Genomic DNA, 20946 nt, shown 5'->3' on the forward strand with positions numbered 1-20946 from the left:
CTTTCCCGATGAGGTTCCATGAAGAATTCCCGTTTTACCGATAGCCCAGATCATCGCCGTGCTCAAGCAAGCCGAAGGCGGCACGCCCGTGCCCGAACTGTGCCGCGAGCACGGCATCAGCTCGGCGACGTTCTACAAGTGGCAGCAAGTTCGGCGGCATGGAGGTGTCCATGGTCGCGCGGATGAAGGAACTCGAGGAGGAGAACCGGCGTCTGAAGAAGATGTATGCCGACGCGCAGCTCAGCGCCGACCTTGTTGAAGTAAGCCCTGTCAAAAAAATGGTGAGCCCATCTCAACGTCGGGAGATGGCCCGAACAGCGATCGAAGTCGGACGCACGAACATCCGGCACGCCTGCCAGACCTTCGAGGTGATTGAGAGCTGCTATCGGTACCAGGCCAAGGCTTCGGACGAGGGCGCCCGGATCGCGGACTGGCTGGTGCGATTGACGACGACGTATCGCGACTGGGGCTTCGGCCTTTGCTTCCTGTACCTGCGTAACGTGAAGGGCTTTGGCTGGAACCACAAGCGGGTGTACCGGATCTACCGGGAGTTGGAGTTGAACCTGCGGATCAAACCGAAGAAGCGACTTGTGCGCGAGGAGCCCGAACCGCTGGCGGTACCGGAATCGATCAACAAGGTCTGGTCGATGGACTTCATGCACGACCAGTTGGCCGATGGTCGCAGCTTCCGGTTGTTAAACGTCCTGGATGACTTCAATTGCGAGGGGCTGGCGATCGAGGTTGACCTGTCGCTGCCATCTGCCCGGGTGATCCGATCGTTGGAGCAGGTCATCGAGTGGCGCGGCAAGCCGCGCGTCATTCGCTGTGATAACGGGCCCGGATACATCAGCGGAGCACTGCTGGCGTGGGCAGAACGCAACGGCATCCGCATCGAGCACATCCAGCCGGGCAAGCCACAACAGAACGCCTACGTTGAACGTTACAACCGCACGGTTCGCTACGCCTGGCTGGCCCACACCCTGTTCGACACCATCGAGCAGGTGCAGGACAAGGCCATGCGCTGGCTATGGACTTACAACCATGAGCGCCCGAACATGGCGCCAGGCAGCATCACGCCGATGCAGAAGTTGGCAATGGCCGCATAGGTCCACTTTTGGTAACTGCTAAAAAAGGGGGGGATTACCGGGCGATGCACTTCGGAAACAACAAAACAGGCAAGTTCGGCGATCTGGAATCGCAGGCAGAAGCCACTAAGGCATTTGGGGCTGCCTGATATGTTGACTGGCTGGTATCCGCCCTTCAAGTATGGTCGCAGTCTGAATGATGACGAGCGGCAGAGCCATCTGGCCTACGACAAGCCGCAGAATTTCAGTCCGGATGATGCCGTCGGCATGACTCGGCTCAATTCGACATACGTCGAATTCGTGGATAGGACATTTAAAGTTAAGGGGATGGCGGCAACTCTGCTTTCTTTTGTTTTTTGTGAATTTTTTTTCTTATTTTTTATTTATATGGCTGGATTTTTAATGGGGATGGACGATGATGTTTGGGGTTCCATACTAGGGTTGGTTGTATTGGCTGTTCCCCTGGTCGGATTTCCATTTTTTGTGTGGCACATTCATCTCCGCAAAGACCTGTTCCAGTACACCTATTACCCTATCCGCTTCAATCGCAGGACCCGCAAGGTTCACTTCTTCCGCCACAACGGCCCCGGTGGCGTGGTGACGGTGCCGTGGGGAGATGCGAACGTTTATTTCCACGTCGGTCACGGCGGCCAGAACAAGCATCTACGTGACCTGCGCTGCCACCTTCTGGACCCAAACCGGCAGGTGTTACAGACCTTCACCGTCGGCCACTTCTGGCCGCACGAGAATTATGTCCGCGAAGAGTGGGAGTTGATTCGCCGCTACATGGAGCAGGGACCGGAACACTGCTACGACGACGAGCGTGACCGTGTGATCACACTTTCGCTGAAGGACACGCTGCACAACTGCTGGATGTTCGTTTGCATGCTGATGGGGACGACGTTGTTCCCATTGCGGTTCAATCTTTTGTTTCCGGTCTACGGAGCACTGGCGCTGAGCCGCTGGCTGACCTTCCAGAGCTGCCGCAAGCCTGTTTTCCCAGCAGATATTGAGGCCGAATGTGCGATCGCCCCGGACGACCCGTATCAATTGCCCGAACCCTCGTTCATGGCCGAGTTTGCGGAAGACAGGGCCATCTACAAGCGGGCCGAGGAGCGCTTCCGTAGTCGGCAGCATTGGAAGTGACGACACGGCAGCGTAAGCAGAAGGGCAAGGAACAGGCGACGACGGGCCGCGCGACGATGGGCATCTTGTTCGGTGACATCACAGGCCGCGCTGGGCATGCACGGATTGAAAGCGTGCCAGGCTGCATACCTATGACTGCCTACCGGACACTCATGGCGCCGGCGCCGCCATTCCACCTCATCTGGACGATGCGCAATGGCAGTACGCTACTCAATACGAAACTGTCCGGGACCTGCTAGTGATCTGTGGCTTACGAGCAGGGCTGGCGCGAAGGCAGCCGGCATGCGGTGATCCGGGCAGACGTCCTCATATGCGATGATCCCCGCGCCTGAATCCCGCGCGTTCGCGGGATGGATCGATCGACGAGGAAACACGACATGACCGGGTCGCATGCAAGCCCATGGCCGCGCCTGCCATGAAAATCGCCAGCTGGAACGTCAATTCGCTCAACGTGCGCCTGCCGCACCTGGAGCAGTGGCTGCGCGGCTTCGCGCCGGACGTGGTGGGGTTGCAGGAAACCAAGCTGGAAGATGCGCGGTTTCCCGATGCGGTGCTGGCCGGACTGGGCTATCGCAGCGTGTTCGCCGGGCAGAAGACCTACAATGGCGTGGCGATCCTGTCGCGCGAGCCGGCGCAGGACGTGCAGGTCGGCATTCCCGGGTTCGACGACGAGCAGAGGCGGGTGATCGCCGCCACCGTGGGCGACGTTCGCATCGTCAACCTGTACGTGGTCAATGGCCAGGACGTAGGCACGGACAAGTACGCCTACAAGCTGCGCTGGCTCGATGCGGTGCACGGCTGGCTGGGCGAGGAGTTGAACCGCCATCCGAAGCTGGTGGTGCTGGGCGATTTCAACATCGCCCCGGACGCGCGCGACGTCCACGATCCGCTGGTGTGGAACGAGGACCACATCCTCACCTCCACCGCCGAGCGCGCGGCGCTGGGCAGGCTGCAGGCGCTGGGGCTGCACGACGCCTTCCGCCTGCACAACCAGGAGGCGGGCATCTTCAGCTGGTGGGACTACCGCGCCGCCGGGTTCCGCCGCGACCTCGGCCTGCGCATCGACCTGACGCTGGTGTCCGACGCGCTTCGGCCCGTGGCGGCCGAGGCCGGCATCGACCGCGAGCCGCGCACCTGGGAGCGGCCCAGCGACCATGCGCCGGCCTGGGTGCGGCTGGGAAGCTGAGGCAATGGCCGGACCTGCATCCGTGGCCGTGCGCGAGGTGGCCGGTACCCCGGTTGGACCGGTGCATATGCTGCGCTGTCACTGCGGAACCGTGGTAATCGAACTGCAGTTGCCCGACGGCATCGTCGATCCGCGTCGCTGCGATTGCTCGCTGTGCCGTCGCCGCGGTGCGATCGTCGCCTCGGTGCCGCTGGCCGGGCTGCGGGTGCTGCAGGGCGAGGACGCGCTGCGCCTGTACCAGTTCAACACGTTCACCGCCGAGCACTGGTTCTGTGGCCGATGTGGCATCTATACCCACCATCGCCGTCGTTCGAACCCGCAACAGTACGGTTACAACGTCGGCTGCCTGGACGGGGTGAACCCGTATGCGCTGGAAGTGGCGATTCCGGTCGAGGATGGCGTCCACCATCCTGCCGACCGGACATGAAGGAACGGCAGGACGATCATTTTTCACGGCGAAGCCGCCCGCAGGGTGACGCACGGGGATGTGCGTCATGAAAAAGCCCGGCTGGAGCCGGGCTTGGTTGGGCGTGGCGCGCAAGGGGCTCAGCGCACGCTCTTTCGTGTGAACAGGTTGACGATGGCCAACAGGATCACCGCGCCGATCAGCGAGAACAGGAACGTGCGGATGGTGATCGCCTCGTTGATGCCGCCACCGAACAGCCAGCCGGCGATCAGCGCGCCGATGATGCCGACCACGATGTTGAGGATGATGCCTTGTTGCGCGTCGCGGCGCATGATGATGCTGGCGAGCCAGCCGACGATGCCGCCCACGATCAGCCAGATGATGATGCCCATGTTGAGTTCTCCTTCGCGTCAGGCACCCGGATCGGTGCTGCAGCGATATTCAAGACGGTCGCCCGTGAAATGCCCGTGTAACAGCCTGGCCGCGCCTGTATCGATGTTCGATTTGGTGGAGGAGGCGTGAATGCAGCCGGCATGCGAGACATGTCCCGGGGACGACTGGCGGTTCGGTCCGGTGCGGGTGTGGCGCCGCTCGCACCGTCCAGGCGATCGCGGCGAGCCGCAGGCGCGGCAGTTGCTGTCGGCGGCCCTGCAGGTGGACGCCGCCGCCGTGCCGGTGCGGCGCGAGGAGCGCGGGCGGCCGTGGCTGGACCAGCCCTTCGCTCGCTATGGCACCGGCTGGAGCCATAGCGGCGACCAGCTGCTGGTGGCGCTGGGCGAGAACGTCCGCCTGGGCGTGGACCTGGAGCGCATCCGCGCGCGGCCGCGGATGCTGGAGATCGCTCGCCGCTACTTCCATGCAGACGAGGTCGCCGCGCTCGACGATGCGCCGTCCGGCCAGGCGCGCGAGCTGTTGTTCTTCCGCCTGTGGTGCGCCAAGGAGGCGCTGCTGAAGGCGCACGGGCACGGCATTTCCTTCGGCCTGCACCGGCTGGCCTTCGCCGATGGTCCGCAGGGCCTGCGGCTGCGCTGGTGCGATCCGGCGCTGGGACGCGCCGGGCAGTGGCACCTGCACGAATGGCTGGCGGCACCCGGCTATCGCGCCGCGCTGGCGTGGTATTCGATCTGAACAACCGGCCGGCGCGGCCTGGCTGCCTCCATGCCGACGAACGACTCCCCCTTCTCCTGCCGGCCCGACGGGTGGATGGAGGAACCCCGGACATGGAGCGGTCGCGGCATCGCCGCCATCACCCGGTCGGTCGTCTTAGCCCGTGCGCAAGGTGCGCCGCCCCGGTGCGCCGGCCTGCGATAATCGCCCGATGACTACCGCTTCCCTTCCCGCCGAGGTGGCGACCGACCTCGACCACGGCCTGCGCGCGCTGGGCCTGGACCCGGCCGCGCTGGCGCCGTCGCTGTTGGCCTACCTGGCGCTGCTGGAGCGCTGGAACCGCACCTACAACCTCACCGCGATCCGCGACCCGCGGCAGATGGTCACCCGCCACCTGCTCGATTCGCTGGCGATGCAGCCGTTCGTCGCGGCCGGCACCCTGGCCGACCTCGGCACCGGCCCCGGCCTGCCGGGCATCCCGCTGGCGATCGCGCGGCCGCGGCTGCAGGTCACGCTGGTGGAGAGCAACGGCAAGAAGGCGCGGTTCCTGCGCGAGGCGGTGCGCCAGCTCGGTCTGGGCAACGCCCGCGTGGCCGAGTCGCGCGCCGAGGCACTGGACGAACCGGCCGCCTACGACCATCTCACCGCGCGCGCGCTCGACACCCTGGCCGGGATCATCGGCGTCGGCGGCCACCTGCTGCGCCCGGGCGGCAGCCTGCTGGCGATGAAGGGCGTGCACCCGCACGAGGAGATCGCCGCGCTGCCGCCCGGCTGGACGCTGCAGGCGGTACATCCGCTGCGGGTGCCGGGCCTGGACGGCGAGCGCCACCTGGTGGTGGTGCGCAAGCAGGGCTGAGCCCGAGGCGGCGCGAGGACCAGGCCCGACGCGGCCGGTGCGCGCGGTGTGCGGGCTCCGGGAGCGTCGGGGGTGTGGCCCCGGCCTGTGCGGGCACGGCGGGTCCGCGGCCGGCGCGGCGGCGGACCGGTTTCGCAGATCGGGCCGGCAGGTCGCATAATGGCCGGTCCCACTCCCTCCCGCGAGACCCCGCATGGCTCGGATCATCGCCATCGCCAACCAGAAGGGCGGCGTCGGCAAGACCACCACGGCCGTCAACCTGGCCGCCGGCCTGGCGCGTGCGCCGTCGCGCGTGCTGCTGGTGGACCTGGACGCGCAGGGCAACGCGACGATGGGCTGCGGCGTGGACAAGCGCGAACTGCTGGCCTCCACCTGCGACCTGCTGCTGGGCGAGAGCGATGCGGCCGCGATCCGCGTCGCCACCCAGGAGGGCTTCGACCTGCTGCCGGGCAACATCGACCTGACCGCGGCCGAGATCCAGCTGATGGAGCAGCCCGAGCGCGAGCAGCGCCTGAAGCAGGCGCTGGCGCCGATCCGCGACGAGTACGACTTCATCCTGATCGACTGCCCGCCGGCGCTGTCGCTGCTGACCCTCAACGCGCTGACCGCGGCCGACTCGGTGATCGTGCCGATGCAGTGCGAGTACTACGCGCTGGAAGGCCTGAGCGCGCTGCTGGAGACCATCGACGCGCTGCGCGGCCGGCTCAACCCGGCGCTGGAGATCGAGGGCGTGCTGCGCACCATGTTCGACGTGCGCAACAATCTGGCCAACGCCGTGTCCGGCGAGTTGACCGACCACTTCGGCGACAAGGTGTTCCGTACCATCGTGCCGCGCAACGTGCGCCTGGCCGAGGCGCCCAGCCACGGCCAGAGCATCGTCGGCTACGACCGCAGCTCGCGCGGCGGCGTGGCCTACCTGGGCCTGGCCGGCGAGATCCTGCGCCGCCAGGAAGAACGCAACAGGGCCGCCAAGGCCATGGAGAGGTTCCAATCATGAGCACCAAGCCGACCCCCGCCAAGAAGCGCGGCCTGGGCCGCGGCCTGGATGCGCTGCTCGGCCCCAAGGGCGTGGCCGTTGCGGCGGACCCGGCCGGCGCGCCGCAGCCGGGCGAAGTGCTGCGCAAGCTGCCGGTAGGCCAGCTGCAGCCGGGCAAGTACCAGCCGCGCCGCGAAATGGACGAGGCCAAGCTGTCCGAGCTGTCCGAGTCGATCAAGGCGCAGGGCGTGATCCAGCCGATCGTGGTGCGCGAGATCGCCGCCGGGCAGTTCGAGATCGTCGCCGGCGAGCGCCGCTGGCGCGCCTCGCGGCTGGCCGGGCTGGACGAGGTGCCGGTGGTGGTGCGCGAGCTCGACGACCGCACCGTCATCGCCATGGCGCTGATCGAGAACATCCAGCGCGAGGACCTCAACCCGCTGGAGGAGGCGCAGGCGCTGCAGCGGCTGATCGACGAGTTCGCGCTGACCCACGCCGAGGCCGCGGCGGCGGTCGGCCGTTCGCGTGCCTCGGTCTCCAACCTGCTGCGGCTGCTGGAACTGCCGGTGGCCATCCGCGTGCTGCTGGAGTCGCGGCGGCTGGAGATGGGCCATGCCCGCGCGCTGCTGACGCTGGCGCCGGAGCTGGCCAGCAAGCTGGCGCAGGAGGCGGCCGACCAGGGCTGGTCGGTGCGCGAGGTCGAGCACCGCGCGCAGCAGTTCGCCGCCGGCAAGGTGCCGGGTGCGCAGCGCAACGCCAAGCCGGCGCGCAGCGCGCCGCAGGCCGACATCGCGTCGCTGGAGACCGAGCTGTCCGAATCGCTCGGCACCAAGGTGACGATCGCCCACGGACGCGGCGGCAAGGGCAAGCTGGTGATCAGCTATACCGACCTGGACACGCTCGACGGCGTGTTGGAAAGGCTGCGCGGCAAGTCGCAGGCCTGAGCGCGAGGTGGCACGAACATGAATCCGAACAAGGTGGACCGCAATCACCTGCTGAGCCTGACCGACCTGCCCAATGTCGGTCCGGCCTGCGAGAAGGACCTGCGCCTGATCGGCATCCGCGTGCCGGCGCACCTGCGCGGGCGCGACCCGTACGACATGTACGCGCAGCTGTGCATGCGCACCGGCGTCATGCACGACCCCTGCGTGATCGACGTGTTCACGTCGGTGGTGCGCTTCCTGGCCGGCGAGCCGGCGCAGCCGTGGTGGGCGTTCAGCGCCGAGCGCAAGCGCACCCTGGCGCGGGATCCGCTGACGCTATGAGCGTGCCGGCACAACCGCCGGTACCGGAACCGCGCCACCGAGCTTTCCGGATGCTGGTTTCGCAGGGACGGATCGGCGACCGCTGCGAGGGCGCGATCGCCGGCGCCGCGCTGACCGCCGATGCGCTGGCCGCGCGCCACGGGCTGCCGCGCAGCGACGCCGGCACGCCGGCCGCGCCGCTGGGCCCCGTCGACTGGCGCCTGGCGCTGGACGATGCGCGCACTCAGCTGCAGGCGCTGTCCGCGCTGACCGAGGCGACGCTGCAGGACGGGGCGCGACCGCTGCTGCTGGCCAACACCTGTTCGGCCAGCCTGGCCACGCTGCCGGTGGCCGCGCGCCATCACCCCGGGCTGCGGGTGCTGTGGATCGACGCCCACGGCGACTTCAACACGCCTGCGACCACCGCCAGCGGCTACCTGGGCGGCATGGCGCTGTCCGGCGGCTGCGGGCTGTGGGACAGCGGCCTGGGCGGCGGCATCGACCCTGCATTGGCCACGGTGGTCGGTGGTCGCGACATCGACGCGGCCGAGGCCGAGCTGCTGCGGCGGTCCGGGGCACGGGTGCTGGCGCCGGCGCAGTCCACGCCCGAGGCGGTACTGGCCGGCCTCGGCGATGCGCCGCTATGGGTGCACATCGACTGGGATGCGCTGGAGCCCGGGCACGTGCCCACCGACTACCGGGTTCCCGGCGGACTGCAGCCGGAGCAGCTGCGCGCGATCCTGGCCGCGATCCCGCGGCGGCAGCTGGCCGGCCTGGAACTGGCCGAGTTCGTCGCCGCCGGCGATGCCGCCGTGCATGCGGAGGCGGTGGCGCGGATCCTGCACACGATCGAGCCGGTGCTGGCCGATGGCTGATCCGCGCCTTCTCGACGACCGCCGCGCCGTGCGTGCGATGTTCCTGGCGGGGAGGCCGGCATGACGGTGCTGGTCACCGGCGCGGCCGGCTTCATCGGCGCGTACCTGTGCCGGGCACTGGCCGCGCGCGGCGAGGCGGTGGTCGGGCTGGACAGCTACAACGACTACTACGACCCACAGCTCAAGCGCGACCGCGTGGCCGCGCTGTGCGCGGGCGTCGACATCCGCGTGCTGGACCTGACCGACCGCGAGGGCCTGGCCGCGCTGTTCGACCAGGTGCGGCCCGAGCGCGTGGTGCACCTGGCCGCGCAGGCGGGGGTGCGCTATTCGCTGCAGAACCCGTATGCCTACGTCGACAGCAACCTGGTCGGCTTCGTCAACGTGCTGGAGCTGTGCCGGCACCGTGGCGTGGCGCACCTGGTGTATGCCTCCAGCAGTTCGGTCTATGGCGATTCGGCCACCCCGCCGTTCTCCGAGGACCAGCGCGTGGACAGGCCGCGCTCGCTGTACGCGGCCACCAAGGCGGCTAACGAGCTGATGGCGTGGACCTACGCGCAGCTGTACGGCCTGCACGCCACCGGACTGCGCTTCTTCACCGTGTACGGCCCGTGGGGCCGCCCGGACATGGCGCCGCTGCTGTTCTCGCGCGCGGTGCTGGCCGGGCGCCCGATCGAGGTGTTCAACCAGGGGCGGATGAAGCGCGACTTCACCCACGTCGAGGACATCGTCGCCGGCGTGCTGGGGGCGCTGGACCATCCCTCGGCCGAGGCCGTCCCCCACCGCGTGTTCAACCTGGGCAACCACACCCCGGTGGAGCTGGAGCACTTCATCGCGGTAATCGAGCAGGCCGCCGGGCGCCGCGCCGAGAAGATCTACCGGCCGATGCAGCCGGGCGACATGGTCGAGACCATGGCCGACACCACGCGCGCCAGGGTGGCCTTCGGCTTCGAGCCGGCCACCCCGATCGAGGCCGGGTTGCCGCCGGTGGTGGCGTGGTGCCGCGACTATTTCGGTGCGCGTGCCTGAGCGTTTCATGCACCGCTCACCCGTACGGGCGAAAATGCGCGGTCTTTTTTCCTTCACAACGAGCCGGTGCGGTCCATGAGTGCGTTGCAGCTTTCCGTCGTCGTCCCGGTGTTCAACGAGCGCGACAACGTGCAGCCGCTGGTGGCCGAGATCGTCGCCGCGCTGCGCGGCACGCTGGCCTTCGAGATCGTCTACGTCGATGACCATTCGCGCGACGACACGCTGGCGGTGCTGGAAACGTTGAAGGCCGCCACGCCCGAGCTGCGGGTGCTGCACCACGTCACCCAGAGCGGGCAGAGCACGGCGGTGCGCAACGGCGTCAAGGCCGCGCGCGCGCCGTGGATCGCCACCCTCGATGGCGACGGCCAGAACGATCCGGCCGACATCCCCCGGCTGCTGGCCGCGCGCGACGCCGCCGATGCGCAGGTGCGGCTGTTCGCCGGCTGGCGCGTGGACCGTCGCGATTCCGGCTCCAAGCGCTGGGCCAGCAAGTGGGCCAACGCCATCCGCGCCGGCATGCTGCACGACGACACCCCCGATACCGGCTGCGGCATCAAGCTGTTCGAGCGCGCTGCCTTCCTCGACCTGCCGTACTTCGACCACATGCACCGCTACCTGCCGGCGCTGATGCAGCGCGCCGGCTGGAAGACCGTGAGCGTGCCGGTCAACCATCGCCACCGCACCAGCGGCGTGTCCAAGTACAACAACCTCGGTCGCGCGCTGGTGGGCATCCGCGACCTGTTCGGGGTGGCGTGGCTGATCGCGCGCAGCCGCCGCACCGCGGTCGAGGAGCGCTGAGATGGAGCCGGGCTGGCTCAACCAACCGGTCGAGTGGCTGTTCTGGACCGGCCTGCACGTCACCCCGTGGAAGCTGATCGGCTACATCGGCACGCTGATGTTCGGCGGCCGCTGGCTGGTGCAGTTCATCGCCTCCCGGCGCGCCGGCAAGCCGGTGATCCCGCGGCTGTTCTGGTACATGAGCATCGTCGGCAGCCTGATGACGTTGAGCTACTTCCTGTTCTCGGCCAAGCAGGACTCGGTAGGCGTGCTCGGCAACCTGTTCCCGGCCTTCACCGCGTTCTACAGCCTGTACCTGGACATCAAGGTGCGCGGCTGGAAGCGTGACAAGACGCGCGACTGACGCTCGCGGCCGTCGCGCCTGGGGGCCGGCACGCGGATGACCAATGCCGATACCCTTTCCCATGCGCGTTGCGCGAAGGGAAGAAGCGGCGTTCGCGAGCGGGCGGCGAACGGGCGACCGGCATGTCGCTCCCTGAGCGCAAGGCGGTGCGTTCGTCGCCATGGCCGGCGATCATGCCTTGCGGCATGGCCCGCGGTCCGACGAAGAGCCCGCCGGCGGCACCCGGGCGCGTGGATGGATCGGAGGCGCCGTTGCTTCGGCTCCCGATCGCCGGACCGGGCAGGTTCAGCGCCGCCAGCGCGGGAACGGATCGGGCAGCGACTGCCAGGCGTCCGGACCCAGCCGCATCTCGTCGTCGTCGAGCAGGCAGGCGTCGAGCGCGGCGCGCGCCTGCGCCGCGTCCATGCCGACGCCGATCACCGCCAGCTCCTGGCGGCGGTCGCCCCACAGCGGATGCCACAGCGCGCGCATCGCCGCGTACTCGCGCGGATCGTCGACCTGAGCGGGCGGCGGCAGCGGCGCGCTCCAGCGTGCGGCCAGTGCGCGCCGCCAGCCGAGTTCGGACAACGGCGGCGTCGCGGCGGCGCCCGTGCCGGGCATCGGCTGGCCGACCTGGCCGGCCTCGACCCGTTCGCGCGCGGCGAACCAGAACCCGGCCGCGCCGGTGCGGGTGGCGCCGCCGACCGTGGACAGCTCGCCCACCCAGTCCATGCGGCTGGCCAGCCAGAAGAAGCCCTTGCTGCGGATCACCCCGTCGAGGCCACGCTCCACCAGGCCGGCCAGGCGCTGCGGGTGGAACGGCCGGCGCGCGCGGTAGACGAAGCTGGCGATGCCGTATTCCTCGGTCTCCGGGGTGTGCTCGCCGCGCAGCTCCTTGATCCAGCCCGGCGCCAGCTGCGCGCGGACGAAGTCGAAGCGCCCGGTGTCCATCACCTCGGCCAGCGGCACGTCGCCGTGGCGGGAGTCGACGATGTGCGCGTCGCGGTTCATCGCCCGCAGCACGGCGCGGGTCCGCTCCAGCGTGCCGGCGTCGATCCGGTCGCACTTGCTGACGACGATGACGTCGGCGAACTCGATCTGCTCGCCGAGCAGGCCGACCACGCCGCGATCGTCGCCGGGGCCGGCCTGCAGGCCGCGATCGGCCAGCCGCTCGGGCGAGCAGAAGTCGCGCAGGAAGGCCTCGCCGTCGACCACCGTGACCATGGTGTCCAGCCGCGCCACGTCGGACAGGCTGAAGCCGTCGGCGTCGCGCACCGCGAAGGTGGCCGCCACCGGCATCGGTTCGCCGATGCCGGTGGACTCGATCAGCAGGTAGTCGTAGCGGCCTTCGCCGGCCAGCCGCTTCACCTCCGCCAGCAGGTGCTCGCGCAGCGTGCAGCAGATGCAGCCGTTGCTGAACTCGACCAGGGTCTCCTCGGTGCGGCTCAGCGCTGCGCCGCCGTCGCGCAACAGCCGCGCGTCGATGTTCACCTCGCTCATGTCGTTGACGATGACCGCCACGCGGCGGCCCTCGCGGTTGTGCAGCACGCGGTTGAGCACGGTGGTCTTGCCGGCGCCGAGGAAGCCGGACAACACGGTGACCGGAAGGCGCGAATCGGTGGGCATGGAGGCGGACGGAGCGGAAGCGGGAGCGGGCGGCATGCGGGCTTGGAGTGATGTCGTTATTGTTATAATATAACATCAATTTCGAAAAAGGAAGCCACCATGAAGGCGCGTTCCCTGCCGCTGTTCGACGTTTCCGCCATCGGTCTGTCCGGCCTGTGCCTGGTGCATTGCCTGGCGCTGCCGGTGCTGGCTGCATTCCTGCCGCTGTTCGGTGCCTGGTCGCGGGCCGAGTGGGTGCACCTGCTGTTCGCGGCGATGGCGGTGCCGCTGACCGGGTTGGCGCTGTGGCGTGCGCACCGCCGCAACCCGCTGCCGTGGCCGCTGCGCGGGCTGGCGGTGGCCGGGCTGGCCGGGCTGCTCGCCGGCGCATTCGGCTGGCCGACCGAGTCGCTGGAAACGATCGTCACCGTCGCCGGCAGCCTGATGCTGGTCAGCGCCCATGTCTGGAACTGGAGCCGGCGGCCGTCGATGCATGCGCATCCGCATCCGCGGCAATGACATGGCCGTTCCGGTCCTTCCTTGCGTAGCCGCAGTGGCTCTCCCTCCCTTGCGCGCACAGCGCGCAGGGGAGGGTTGGGGAGGGGTTGCTTTGGGCTTTGCCGCGAGCGGAGCCAACCCCCTCCCAGCCTCCCCCTGCTTCGCAAGGGGAGGGGCCTTTGCTCCGTCCGTCGTGCGTACTCGATGCGCATGGGGAAGACGGTCTCTCGCCCCTCCCTTGCGCGCGCAGCGCGTAGGGGAGGGTTGGGGAGGGGTTGCTTTGAGCTTTGCCGCGAGCGGAGCCAACCCCCTTCCAGCCTCCCCCTGCTTCGCAAGGGGAGGGGCCTTTGCTCCGTCCGTCGTGCGCACTCGATGCGCACGGGGAAGACGGTCTTTCGTCCCCTCCCTTGCGCGCGCAGCGCGTAGGGGAGGGTTGGGGAGGGGTTGCCTTTGGGCTTTGCCGCGACCGGAACCAACCCCCTCCCAGCCTCCCCCTGCTTCGCAAGGGGAGGGGCTTGGGTCCGCTTTGCGCACTCGATGCGCATGGGGAAGACGGTGTCTCGCCCCTCCCTTGTGCGCGCAGCGGGTAGGGAAGGGTTGGGGAGGAGTGCCTTTGGGCTTTGCCGCGAGCGGAACCAACCCCCTCCCAGCCTCCCCCTGCTTCGCAAGGGGAGGGGCCTTTGCTCCGTCCGTCGTGCGCACTCGATGCGCATGGGGAGCACGTCTGCGCCCCCTCCCTTGCGCGCGCAGCCCGTAGGGGAGGGTTGGGGAGGGGTGCCTTTGGGCTTTGCCGCAAGCGGAACCAACCCCTCCCAGCCTCCTCCTGCTTCGCAAGGGGAGGGACTCTGGCTGCCCACGGCAGCGCCGGCTCATTCCGGCACGTAGACCATGCGTCCGTCCGGCAGGCGGTAGGTGACGCCGGCCTTGATGCCGCCGCCCTCGCCGATCTGCCCGGTGGACTCGTAGCGGGTGAGTTCCTCGCCGTCCTTGATGGTGATGCGCATGTCGGCCTTGCCCGGGTTCTCTATCACCGTCACGTCCTGCGCGGCGAACGGGTTGAGTGGGTTGCGCACGATTACGATCATCAGGATGCCGATCACCACCAGGAACAGGTCGATCAGGTTCACCACCGACAGGATCGGGTCGTCGGCCTCGTCGTGGTCGAGAAAGCGCATCAGCCGGCCTCCCGTGCGCGCTCGATGTCGCGCAGCTCCACCAGCAGCCAGCGCCGGCGCACGGTCAGGATCAGGAAGGTGAGGCTGGCGGCGACCAGCGCCAGGATCACCGAGGAGAACGCCACCACCATGTTCTCGCCCACGCTCTGGGCATCGCTGCGGGTGAGCGCCAGCAGCGCCGGGCCCATGGGGATCATGGTCGCCACCAGCCCCAGCATCGGCGTGGTGCGCGAGACGATGCGCAGCCATTCCAGCCGCTTCATGATCCACAGTTCCAGGTCGTCGCTGCCGCCGCCGTGGGCGGCATGCCAGGCGGCCAGCCGCGAGCGGTAGCGGCCGCGGCGGCGCTGCCAGGCCTCGACCAGGAACGCGCCCAGGGCGAGGAAGGCGTAGGCCAGCGCCAGCAAGATCAGCGCCAGCACCGGCACCAGGAACAGGTGCGAGAGGCTGTAGAGGCCGGCTTCGAGATTCTTCATGGTGTGGTTTCCTGGATCTGAGAGCGCTGGGTGTTGGCAATCAAGGCTTCTCTCCCGGCGGGAGAGGGGGCGGGGTGAGGGTGCGGGGGCGAAGCCCTCGCGGTGTCTGGCTGCACGAGGCTGCGCCCGTACCCTCATCCGCCCCTTCGGGGCACCTTCTCCCGAGGGGGAGAAGGGAACTGACACCAGTCAGGTCGAGGGGGGCGGCGCAGGTTGGCGCGGCGCTGGTGCCAGCCGCCGCCGGCCAGCAACAGCAGCAGGGCCGCCGCGCCGAGCCATGGCGGCCAGGCCGCCGGTGCGGTGAGCGCGTCGAGCCTGCGCATCACCTGGCCGCGCACCGGCACGACGGTGGCGTCGGTGTCGGCCGCGGGAGGAGTCGGAGCCGGAGCGGGGGCCGCCGTGGCCGGGGACGATGCTGGTGCAGCCGCGGCCGCCGCCGCCGCCGCCGCCACCGCCGTTGCCGTTGCCGTTGCCGTTGCCGAAACCGGTGACGGCGTGGCGGTCATGCCGAAGCCGGCGGCGCGGCCCTGGCCGGGCGGCGCCGCCGCAGTGCCGGCCGCTTCGGTTGCCTGCAGCTGCTGCAAGCGTTGGCGCAGCTCGCCGGTAGTGGCGGCGTCGGCCTGCCAGTAGCCGCGCTCCACCGCCTCGAGCATGCGCCCGATCATCTGTGTCTGCGCGGCCGGATTGTTGCGCTCGAACCACTGCGCCACGCCCAGCCCGCGGCGGTCGCGCACGAAAGTGTCGTGGATCGCCTGCCACTGCTCGCCGCGCACGCTGGACGGGTCGGTGACCTGCCAGCCGAACAGGTTGTCCACGGTCTTGAGCACCTCCAGCGTGCCGGCGTAGCCCTCCTGCTGCATGGCGCCGATCCACTGCGGGTTGAGCGCGTGCGTACGCAGTTCGTCGGCCAGGAACTTCGCCGCGGTGGTGGTCCTGGGCGCCGACTGGCGCAGGTCGGCCACGTACAGCGGCGGGCTGGCGCCGTCGAGGTGGCGCACCGCCAGCGACAACCCGCCCAGGTACTCGAACGGATGGTCGGTGGTCAGCAGGCCGTTGCTGTTGGACGAGCGCGCCAGCACCGCGGCCTGCACGCCGCGCAGCTGCTCGGCCAGCAGGTTGCCGCCGGGCAGCGCCATGCCGCCCTCGCGCGCGCCGTAGCCGTACTGCATGCGCTCGAGGAAGCCCTCGGCCAGCGTCGCATCGCCCTTGTCGGCCTGCGCGTCGCGCGCCAGCATCGCGCCGTTGAGGCCGCTGCCGTATTCGCCCGGGGCGTTGGAGAAGATGCGCAGCGAAGCCAGCTGGCGCGCGCGCTGTGGGCTCTGTCCGCGTTCGAGCAGGCGCTGTTCGAGCTGGCGCGCATGCGCGGCGACGGGATTGCCGGGCGAGGGCGGCAGCGCCGCCAGGCGGTCGATCGCCTCGGCCAGCAGGCGCATGAACGGCTCGAACTGGTCGCGGTAGACGCTGGTGACCTGCACCACCGCGTCGATGCGCGGATGCGCCAGCTCGGCCTCGGGTACGATCTCCAGCGCGGTGACCTTGCCGCCGGCATCCCACACCGGGCGCAGGCCGAGCGCGTGCAGCACCTCGCTCTCCAGCACGCCGAGGTGGCGGATCGCCTCGCTCGACCACAGGCTGAAGGCGAGCTTGTCCGGCAGAGCGCCGCCATGGTCGGCGCGGTAGGCGTCCAGCAGCTGCTCCAGCGCTTGGCGGCCGGTGTCGAACGCGGCGCGGGTGGGAATGCGGTCCGGCTCGAACGGGAACAGGTTGCGGCCGCTGCGCACGTCCGGGTTGCGCACCGGGTCGCCGCCGCTGCCGGGGGCGACGAAACCGCCGGCCAGGCCGTGCAGCAGCGATTCGATCTCCTGGGTGTCGGCCAGCGCGGCATCGAGCCGGCGGCCGCGTTCGAGCTGCGTGCGCAGTGCCGGGTCGGCCACCGCGTCCAGCGGCGCGCCGTCGCGCAGATGGCGCGCCAGGGTGCGGTAGGGCGCGCTGGCCTGCAGCTGCGCGTAGTCGCCGGCGAACACTTCCTGCGGGTCCAGCCCGAGCGCGCGGTAATAAGGTTCGCCGAGCTGCTGCATCACCGTGGACAGCTGGTGCTCGGGCGCGGCCGGCTGGCCGAAGGTGTGCAGGCCCAGCGGCATGGTCGCGCGCGCCAGTTCGTGCAGGTGGTCGTGCAGGGCGTCGAAGAAGGCGGGGAAGTCGGCCTGCATGCGCGCCGCGTCCCAGCCCATGTCGGCGGCGATGCCGGCATCGAGCGCGGCCTGGCGGATCCGCGCGGCGGTGGCCTGGCGCACCTGGCCGTCGTCCAGCTGCAGGTACTCGTGGAGGGTGGCGTGCAGGTCGCGCAGTTCGTCGTAGAGTCCGGCCGGGGCGAACGCCGGGGTCTGGTGGCTGACGATCACCGCGCGGCCGCGGCGCTTGGCCTGCACCGCCTCGCCGACGTTGTCCTGGATGTACGGGTAGAACACCGGCAGGTCGCCGACCGCCAGGTACGGGTAGTCGTTGACCCACAGCCCGCGATCCTTGCCCGGCGTCCATTCCTGGGTGCCGTGGGTGCCGAAGTGGACCAACGCATCGGCATGCCAGCCCGCGCGCAGGAACAGGTAGGCGGCCAGGTAGTAGTGGCTGGGCAGCGAGGCCATGTCGTGGGTGGCCTCGCCGACGCGGCCGGCGCGCGGCGGCTGCGGCATGACCAGCAGCTTGCCCAGCTGCAGGCGCGGGATGACGAATACCTGCTCGCCGTCGATCGTGCGCACAGCCGGATGCCGCGCCGGGTCGCCCCACTGCGCCAGCAGCGCCTGCTTCTGGGCCGGTGGCAGCGTGTCCAGCCACTGCCGGTAGCGCGCCACGGGGAAGGTCGCGGCCAAACCGCGGGCGCGCAGGGCGTCGAGCGTGTCCGGCCGGTAGTAGCCGGCCAGCATCGCCTGGCCGGCGTCGATCAGCGCCTGCTCACGCGCCGGGGTGACGTCGTAGCCGGCGTCGGCCATGCGCCGCGACAGCCGCTCCAGGCTGCGCGGCACGTTGAGGTGCGATGCCGACAGGTTGTGCTCGCCGGCCGGGTAGTTCCAGAACATAAGCGCCACGTGCTTGTCGGCGGCCGGCGTGCGCCGCAGTGCGGCCAGCCGGGCGAGCTTGGTGGCCAGCGCGTCGATCTGTTCGGGGATCGGTTGCTGGGCTCCGTTGGCGGTGGCCGACAGCACCATCGGATCGCTCAGGCCCCAGCCCTCGGGCACCGCGACGAAGGTGGCCAGCAGCGGCACCGGCACGCCGCTGGCCGAGGCGCGCCAGGCATCGGCATCGCCCTGGCGCCAGTTCAGCGCCTGCAGCGCCGGCACGTCCAGCGCCAGCAGTTCGGCGGCGCGCGCGCTGCCGTTCTGCAGGTGGGTCAGGTTGACCACCGCGTCCACGTCCAGCCCGGCCAGCGCCTTGCCCAGGCCCTGGGCGTCGGCCTGGTCGAACCACACGCCGAAGGCGGCCACCCGCTGGCGCGCGGCCGCGGCGATCACCGCGGCCAGCACCTCGGTCTGCAGCGAACCGATGCTGTTGCCGGCCACGATCACCGCCGCCTTCGGCCAGTCCGCCTCGCCGCGCTGCCGCCACGCCTGGCGCAGCGTCGTGGCGCTGTCGAGCCAGCCCGGCGTCTGCCCGTCGTAGTAGCCGGTGGCCGGCAGCGCCTGCGGCGGCGGCAGGCCGTCGCCATCCGTGCCGTGCCGGCGCGATGCCAGGTAGCGGACCAGGTTGCGATAGTTCGCCTGGCCGCCGTTGCCGTAGTAGCCGGCCAGCCGCCGCGCCTCGGCGGGCGCAAGATTGCCCGAGGCCGGTGCGCCGCCGCCGACGCGGATCCACGGCACCGGCGAGGCGGCCAGGCGCTCGCCGACCGCGGCCATCACCTCGGCCGCATCGGCGGGGCGCGGCGTGTCCAGCACTACCAGCGCGGCCTCGCCGGGCCAGCCGTCGGGCAATGCGCGGCCTGCGCCGATCGCACGGTGGTGGAAGCGCACGCCTTCGGCGCGCCCGAGTGCGTCCAGCCGCGCGGTCTTGCCCGGCAGCACGAAGTCGCTGGCCACCACGTCCACGTCCACGGCTGGCGGACCCGGTTCCTGCGCCGCCGCCAGCGGACAGCATGTCAGAAGCACCAGCGCCAGCCAGCGCCGGCCGAGACCTTTCGTTTCCATCAGAAGCTCAGGTCGATGCCGGCGTGCCAGTAGCGCCCGGTTTCCGGATACGGGTACAGCGCCGAGCTCTGGTCCAGGCGCTTGTCGGCCAGGTTGTCGACGCCGGCCAGCAGCGCGACCGTCGGGGTGATGCGGTAGCGGGTGTCCAGCGACCACAGCCAGTAGTCGGGCAGCGTCACCTGGGTGGTGCCGGAAAGCTGGTACTGCGGCCCGACGTACTCCCCGCGCAGCGACGATTCGAAGCCGCCGCGGCGCCACAGCAGGTTGGCCGCACCGCTGCGGCGCGGACGCTCGTTCAGTGGTCGCCCGGTCTCCAGGTCGCGCGGCTGCAGCCAGCTGACGTTGGCTTCCAACCTGAGTCCGCCCGGCAGCGGCAGCACGCCGGACAGCTCGGCGCCGCGGATGCGCGCCCTGGCGACGTTGGTGTAGTTGCGCACCTCGCGCCCGCGGATGCCGCATGAGGCCACACAGGTGGTCTGGATCAGGTCTTCCAGGTCGTTCTGGAACAGCGCCGCCTGCAGCGACCGGTCGCCGTCGTCCCAGGCCGCGGCCAGCTCGTAGCTGGTGTTGCGCTCCGGCTTGAGCGCGGGGTTGCCGTAGATGGTGAACAGCCCGCCGCCGCCGACCGCCGAATACTCCGGCGAGAGCTGCTTCAGGCTCGGCGCCTTGAAGCCGCTGCCGGCCCCGCCCTTGAGCATGAACGCGTCGGCGAGGTGCCACACGGCGTAGGCGCGCGGGCTGTGGTGCCAGCCGAACTCGGGGTGGTGGTCGGCGCGGTCGCCGAGCACCAGCGACGCGGACGCGCCCAGCTGGATCTCGTCCTGCACGAACACTGCCGTCTGGATCGCCTGCACGTGGCCGCTGCGCGCGGCCGAGCTGTCGTCGAGCTGCTCGCGGCGCCACTCGCCGCCGGCGCTGAGGCGATGGCCGCCCAGCTCGACGGTGGCGCGTGCGTCGACGATGTCGTCGGTCAGGTCCTGCGGCCGCGTGGCCTCGCCCTGCGAGCGGCGGTTGTCGCGGTCCAGGGTCGAGTGATAGGCGTTGACCTGGGTCTGTCCCCAGCTCCATTCGCCGCGGTGCGAGAACGTGGTCTGCGCGCGCTCGATGTCGTCGATGGTTTCGTAGACGTACGGCGCCGCGCCGGCCTGCAGCGCATTGCGCCAGCGCTTCTCGCGGCCCTGCAGGTGGCTCAGGTCGATGCGCTGGGCATCGTCCGGGGTCCAGGTCAGCACCGCGTTGCCGGTGTTGGCCTGGCGGCCTTCCTGCTCGTCCAGGCGCGGATCGGTCGGATCGACGGTGGCTTCCTTGCGCCGGTGCTCGCCGAACACGCTCAGCCCCAGCGTGCCCGGCACCAGCGCGCCGCCGGCGTAGAGGCCGGCTTGTGTCGCGCCGCCACCACGGCCGCCTTCCACGCTGCCGCCGTTGTAGACGAGGTTGCCCTGCCAGGCATCGGTGGCCTTGCGGGTGATGACGTTGACCACCCCGCCCAGCGCCTCGGAGCCGTACAGCGAGGACATCGGCCCGCGCACCACCTCGATGCGCTCGATCGCCGCCGCCGGCAGCCAGCCCAGGTCGAAGTCGGCATGGGCGATGGCGTCGCTGGCGGCGTTGACGCGGCGTCCGTCCAGCAGCACCAGCGTGTACTCGGCGTCCATGCCGCGGATGCGGATGCCGCGGCGGCCGAAGCCGACCCCGGCCACGGTGATGCCGGGCGTGCCACGCAGTGCGTCGGACAGGTCCAGCACCGGCCTGAGGTCCAGCTGCTCGCGGGTGATCACGCTGACCGAGGCCGGCGCATCGCTGGCCAGGCGGTCGGTGGCGGTGGCGGTCACCACCACGGGATCGAGGTCGCGGGTATCGGGCGCATCCGCCAGTGCGCAGGCGGGGACGGCGGACAGGGCGGCGAGGATCGCGCCGGCAAGCGGGCGCAGGAAGGAGCAGGACATCGGTGGCCACGGCGATTGGAGATAATGGAATGTTATAACATTTGACT

Annotated in this window: 19 protein-coding genes and 1 pseudogene; 14 read left to right on the plus strand and 6 right to left on the minus strand. The window is 69.8% G+C overall.

From position 1 onward, the window contains the following. Positions 1 to 18: 18 nt before the first annotated feature. The 4 genes and pseudogenes from LRX76_RS14090 (at position 19) to LRX76_RS14105 (ending at position 3844) form a co-directional block, all read left to right on the plus strand. Positions 19 to 1106, plus strand: a pseudogene (locus tag LRX76_RS14090) (IS3 family transposase). A 129-nt stretch (positions 1107 to 1235) separates the two neighbouring features. Continuing rightward, a complete protein-coding gene (locus LRX76_RS14095) occupies positions 1236 to 2231 on the plus strand; it encodes a DUF6708 domain-containing protein (RefSeq protein WP_231806260.1) in 996 nt (331 codons plus the stop codon). A gap of 415 nt (positions 2232 to 2646) precedes the next feature. After that, on the plus strand, positions 2647 to 3417 hold the full coding sequence (gene xth, locus LRX76_RS14100) for an exodeoxyribonuclease III (RefSeq protein WP_231806261.1): 771 nt from the start codon (positions 2647 to 2649) through the stop codon (positions 3415 to 3417). Positions 3418 to 3439: 22 nt separating this feature from the next. Continuing rightward, positions 3440 to 3844 carry a GFA family protein gene (locus LRX76_RS14105; protein ID WP_231806262.1) on the plus strand — a complete coding sequence of 135 codons (405 nt, stop codon included), beginning with the start codon at positions 3440 to 3442 and terminating at the stop codon, positions 3842 to 3844. 119 nt (positions 3845 to 3963) lie between these two features. Here the strand turns inward: LRX76_RS14105 and LRX76_RS14110 are convergent, their stop codons facing one another. Beyond that, on the minus strand, positions 3964 to 4215 hold the full coding sequence (locus LRX76_RS14110; protein WP_231806263.1) for a GlsB/YeaQ/YmgE family stress response membrane protein: 252 nt from the start codon (positions 4213 to 4215) through the stop codon (positions 3964 to 3966). A gap of 130 nt (positions 4216 to 4345) precedes the next feature. On the opposite strand from LRX76_RS14110, the gene LRX76_RS14115 reads away from it, so the two are divergent. From LRX76_RS14115 to LRX76_RS14155, 9 genes are all read left to right on the plus strand, one after another. Further along, positions 4346 to 4951 carry a 4'-phosphopantetheinyl transferase superfamily protein gene (locus tag LRX76_RS14115; RefSeq protein WP_231806264.1) on the plus strand — a complete coding sequence of 202 codons (606 nt, stop codon included), beginning with the start codon at positions 4346 to 4348 and terminating at the stop codon, positions 4949 to 4951. Between the two features lie 190 nt (positions 4952 to 5141). Further along, complete coding sequence (rsmG, locus tag LRX76_RS14120; protein ID WP_231806265.1) at positions 5142 to 5786, plus strand: 16S rRNA (guanine(527)-N(7))-methyltransferase RsmG; 645 nt, start codon at positions 5142 to 5144, stop codon at positions 5784 to 5786. A 193-nt stretch (positions 5787 to 5979) separates the two neighbouring features. Further along, a complete protein-coding gene (locus LRX76_RS14125) occupies positions 5980 to 6783 on the plus strand; it encodes an AAA family ATPase (RefSeq protein ID WP_231806266.1) in 804 nt (267 codons plus the stop codon). Continuing rightward, entirely contained in the window at positions 6780 to 7703 is a 924-nt protein-coding gene (locus LRX76_RS14130) for a ParB/RepB/Spo0J family partition protein (protein WP_231806267.1), read from the plus strand. The genes LRX76_RS14125 and LRX76_RS14130 overlap by 4 nt, the downstream gene beginning before the upstream one ends. Positions 7704 to 7721: 18 nt before the next feature. Then, positions 7722 to 8024, plus strand: a complete 303-nt coding sequence (locus LRX76_RS14135; RefSeq protein WP_231806268.1) for a helix-hairpin-helix domain-containing protein — start codon at positions 7722 to 7724, stop codon at positions 8022 to 8024. Between the two features lie 50 nt (positions 8025 to 8074). Then, the gene (locus tag LRX76_RS14140) at positions 8075 to 8878 is read left to right on the plus strand and encodes an arginase family protein (RefSeq protein WP_231806269.1); all 804 of its coding nucleotides are present in this window, start codon (positions 8075 to 8077) and stop codon (positions 8876 to 8878) included. Positions 8879 to 8938: 60 nt separating this feature from the next. Next, entirely contained in the window at positions 8939 to 9904 is a 966-nt protein-coding gene (locus tag LRX76_RS14145; RefSeq protein ID WP_231806270.1) for an NAD-dependent epimerase/dehydratase family protein, read from the plus strand. A gap of 75 nt (positions 9905 to 9979) precedes the next feature. Further along, the gene (locus LRX76_RS14150; protein ID WP_231806271.1) at positions 9980 to 10702 is read left to right on the plus strand and encodes a glycosyltransferase family 2 protein; all 723 of its coding nucleotides are present in this window, start codon (positions 9980 to 9982) and stop codon (positions 10700 to 10702) included. A gap of 1 nt (position 10703) precedes the next feature. Further along, entirely contained in the window at positions 10704 to 11045 is a 342-nt protein-coding gene (locus LRX76_RS14155) for a lipid-A-disaccharide synthase N-terminal domain-containing protein (protein WP_231806272.1), read from the plus strand. 285 nt (positions 11046 to 11330) lie between these two features. Here LRX76_RS14155 and LRX76_RS14160 read toward each other — a convergent pair whose 3' ends face one another. After that, a complete protein-coding gene (locus LRX76_RS14160) occupies positions 11331 to 12650 on the minus strand; it encodes a GTP-binding protein (RefSeq protein ID WP_231806273.1) in 1320 nt (439 codons plus the stop codon). Positions 12651 to 12749: 99 nt separating this feature from the next. Between LRX76_RS14160 and LRX76_RS14165 the strand changes: the two genes are divergently transcribed. After that, on the plus strand, positions 12750 to 13148 hold the full coding sequence (locus tag LRX76_RS14165) for a MerC domain-containing protein (RefSeq protein WP_231806274.1): 399 nt from the start codon (positions 12750 to 12752) through the stop codon (positions 13146 to 13148). Positions 13149 to 13996: 848 nt separating this feature from the next. On the opposite strand, the gene LRX76_RS14170 is transcribed toward LRX76_RS14165, so the two are convergent. The 4 genes from LRX76_RS14170 to LRX76_RS14185 all read right to left on the minus strand — a co-directional run bounded on the left by LRX76_RS14170 (position 13997) and on the right by LRX76_RS14185 (position 20899). Beyond that, positions 13997 to 14302 (minus strand): DUF2149 domain-containing protein, encoded by a 306-nt coding sequence (locus LRX76_RS14170; RefSeq protein WP_231806275.1) that lies wholly within the window; start codon positions 14300 to 14302, stop codon positions 13997 to 13999. After that, positions 14302 to 14778 (minus strand): MotA/TolQ/ExbB proton channel family protein, encoded by a 477-nt coding sequence (locus LRX76_RS14175; RefSeq protein WP_231806276.1) that lies wholly within the window; start codon positions 14776 to 14778, stop codon positions 14302 to 14304. Before LRX76_RS14175 ends, LRX76_RS14170 begins: the two co-directional genes overlap by 1 nt. Positions 14779 to 14912: 134 nt before the next feature. Further along, positions 14913 to 18953, minus strand: a complete 4041-nt coding sequence (gene cobN, locus LRX76_RS14180; RefSeq protein WP_231806277.1) for a cobaltochelatase subunit CobN — start codon at positions 18951 to 18953, stop codon at positions 14913 to 14915. Beyond that, a complete protein-coding gene (locus LRX76_RS14185; RefSeq protein ID WP_231806278.1) occupies positions 18953 to 20899 on the minus strand; it encodes a TonB-dependent receptor in 1947 nt (648 codons plus the stop codon). The genes cobN and LRX76_RS14185 overlap by 1 nt, the downstream gene beginning before the upstream one ends. Between the last annotated feature and the right edge of the window lie 47 nt (positions 20900 to 20946).

The organism is Stenotrophomonas sp. MMGLT7 (genome assembly GCF_021168555.1).
GTDB lineage: Bacteria > Pseudomonadota > Gammaproteobacteria > Xanthomonadales > Xanthomonadaceae > MMGLT7.